A 3079-nucleotide genomic window follows, 5' to 3' on the forward strand; every position below is an offset into this window, starting at 1 on the left:
GGCCGGGTCGGCCCCGAGATGCAGGCGGTCGATCCGCAGCCGCGGCGAGGGCAGGAGCCGGACCTCGATCCGGCCGTCGGTCCGGGCCGGCACCCCGAGGGACCGGGTCAGGCCCCGGTCGACGAGCGCGCGCTGGGCCTGCCAATCGATGACGGGCGGAACGGCCAGAGCCGCGACGAGAACCAGGATGACGGCGCCCGCCAGCGCGGTCAGAAGATCACGCACGCTACCCGTTCCGCACTCGCTTCCGCGCGGGCCGGCATCATCGCGATGCCCCGCCGTCGCGTGCCCCCCTGGGCAACCTGTCACCGGCCATAGCACGATAAGTCCCGGACGGCGCCAGAGGCGGCCCGCATGGGCGATCCACCGTCGGGGCCGCTGCGCGGCGCGCCCTGTGCCGGGTCCCGGATCGGGCTCCGCTGCGCTCCACCGGTCCGGGAAAGGGGGGAGTTGAGGGTGAATCGCGACGCCCTGTCCCGGGCGGATGCAGCGCCAGCGGAATGCGATCCGGGACCCGGCACGAAGCGCGCCGCGCCGCCGCTCCGCCCCGAACACCCTCGACGCCGTTCGCGATTTGGTCCAGGGAAGCGGAATGCAGAATGGCCCGCACGCGCAGCCCGCCGGGGACGGCGCTCAGACCTCCATCGCCGCCCGCGCCATGGGCGCCCTCCGGCGGGACGCCGCCAGCTATCTGGAAGGGCTCAACCCCGAGCAGCGCCGCGCCGTCGAGGCGACGGAGGGTCCGGTGCTGGTGCTGGCCGGGGCCGGCACCGGCAAGACCCGGGTGCTGACCACCCGGATCGCCCACCTGATCGCCACCGGCCGCGCCCGCCCGTTCGACATCCTGTCGGTGACCTTCACCAACAAGGCCGCCCGGGAGATGAAGCTCCGGATCGGCGCGCTGATCGGCCCGGCCGGCGAGGGCATGCCCTGGCTCGGCACCTTCCACGCCATCGGCACCAAGATCCTGCGCCGGCATGCCGAGCTGGTCGGGCTGAAATCCGATTTCACCATCCTCGGCACCGACGACCAGCTGCGCCTGATGAAGCAGGTGATCGCCGACCAGAACATCGACGAGAAACGCTGGCCGGCCCGTGCGCTCGCCCACACCATCGACGGCTGGAAGAACCGCGGCCTCTCGCCCGAGCAGGTGCCGCCGGGCGAGGCCGCGTCCTTCGCGTTCGGCAAGGGCGGCGCGCTCTACACCGCCTACCAGGCCCGGCTCGCGACGCTGAACGCCGTCGATTTCGGCGATCTTCTGCTGCTCTGCCTCAAGCTCTGGCGCGAGAACCCGGACATCCTCGCCAATTACCAGGACCGGTTCCGCTACATCCTGGTGGACGAGTACCAAGACACCAACGTTGCCCAGTACCTGTGGCTGCGGCTGCTCGCGCAATCACGAAAAAACATCGCGTGCGTGGGCGACGACGACCAGTCGATCTACGGCTGGCGCGGCGCCGAGGTCGACAACATCCTGCGGTTCGAGCACGATTTTCCGGGCGCCGTGGTGGTGCGGCTGGAGCGCAACTACCGCTCCACCGGGCACATCCTGGCCGCCGCCTCGGGGCTGATCGCCAAGAACGAGAGCCGGCTCGGCAAGACCCTGCGGACCGAGGACGAGCCGGGCGAGCGCGTCACCGTCACCGGCGCCTGGGATTCCGAGGAGGAGGCGCGCCAGCTCGCCGAATCGATCGAATCCCTGCAGTCCAAGCAGCACCCCCTGTCGGAGATCGCCGTGCTGGTGCGGATCTCGGCGCAGATGCGCGAGATCGAGGACCGGTTCGTCCAGCTCGGGCTGCCCTACCGGGTGGTCGGCGGCCCGCGCTTCTACGAACGGGCCGAGATCCGCGACGCGCTGGCCTACCTGCGCGTCACCATGAACGTCAGCGACGACCTGGCCTTCGAGCGGATCGTGAACACGCCCAAGCGCGGTCTCGGCGACGCGACCCTGCAGCAGCTCCACACCTTCGGCCGGGCCAACCGCCTGCCGCTGCGGATCGCCGCCCAGCGCCTGTGCGAGACCGACGAGCTGAAGCCCCGGGTCCGGGCCACCCTGCGGGCGCTCACCGAGAGTTTTTCGCGGTGGGCCCGGCTGGTGGAGACCCAGCCGCACAGCGAGGTCGCCCAGACCATCCTGGAGGAATCCGGCTACACCGAGATGTGGCAGAAGGACCGCTCCGCCGACGCCGCCGGCCGCCTGGAGAACCTGAAGGAATTCGTCCGCTCCATGGAAGAATTCCCCGACATGGCGGCCTTCCTGGAGCACGTCTCCCTGGTGATGGAAGCCTCCGAGGCCGAGGGCGCCGAGCGGGTGTCGCTCATGACGCTCCACGCCGCCAAGGGCCTGGAATTCGACACCGTGTTCCTGCCCGGCTGGGAGGACGGCCTGTTCCCCAACCAGCGGGCGCTCGACGAGAGCGGCCGGGCCGGCCTCGAAGAAGAGCGCCGCCTCGCCCATGTCGGCCTCACCCGGGCGCGCAAGCGCGCGAAGCTGTCGTTTGCGGTCAACCGGCGGATCCACGGCCTGTGGTCCTCCACCATCCCGTCCCGGTTCATCGACGAGTTGCCGGAATCGGCGGTCGACGTGGTCGAGGCGCCCGCGCATTTCTCGGCCGGCGCCTCGCGGTTCGACCGCAACCCGACGCCGTTCGGATCGAGCTACGGCACGCCCGGCTGGCAGCGCGCCCAGGCCAACACCGCGGCCGGTGCCGGGAACCGGTCCGGCTTCGGCACCGCGCCCGGCGGACGGTCCGGCGGCCCGCGCCAGATCGAGGGCGAATTGATCGCCAAGTCGAGCGGTACGCCGTCCGCGTTCCAGGACGGCCAGCGGGTCTTCCACATGAAGTTCGGCCCCGGGACCATCGCGGGCGTCGACGGCAACAAGCTCACCGTCGACTTCGACAAGGCCGGCCGGAAGATGGTCCTCGACAGCTTCATCCAGGCTGGAACGAGCTAGAGGCTGTTATGAACTGAATGGGTGAGGTTTGCGTTTTTGGGCATGAGCGCAGGTCGTGCCGGCTATCCCTCTGACGTGTCCGATGAGGAATGGGCGCTGGTTGCGCCGTATCTGGCGCTGCTG

General features: G+C 70.4%; 2 protein-coding genes and 1 pseudogene. 2 read left to right on the top strand and 1 reads right to left on the bottom strand.

Annotated elements, in window-relative coordinates; translation table 11 throughout:
* Window positions 1-225, bottom strand: a 225-nt coding sequence (locus FV228_RS25040; protein WP_147857027.1) for a hypothetical protein, incomplete at its 3' end; no start/stop codon positions are given.
* Window positions 226-592: 367 nt separating this feature from the next.
* Here FV228_RS25040 and FV228_RS25045 point away from each other — a divergent pair.
* Together FV228_RS25045 and FV228_RS25050 are read left to right on the top strand one after the other, a co-directional pair.
* Window positions 593-2956 carry a UvrD-helicase domain-containing protein gene (locus FV228_RS25045; protein WP_147857028.1) on the top strand — a complete coding sequence of 788 codons (2364 nt, stop codon included), beginning with the start codon at window positions 593-595 and terminating at the stop codon, window positions 2954-2956.
* Window positions 2957-2998: 42 nt separating this feature from the next.
* Window positions 2999-3079: pseudogene (locus FV228_RS25050) on the top strand (IS5/IS1182 family transposase); the annotation flags it as partial.

The organism is Methylobacterium sp. WL18, from assembly GCF_008040015.1.
Classification (GTDB): domain Bacteria; phylum Pseudomonadota; class Alphaproteobacteria; order Rhizobiales; family Beijerinckiaceae; genus Methylobacterium; species Methylobacterium mesophilicum.

Coding starts and splice junctions, on each gene's coding strand:
- FV228_RS25045 (WP_147857028.1), top strand. CDS start 593: ATGCAGAATGGCCCGCACGCGCAGCCCGCCGGGGACGGCGCTCAGACC.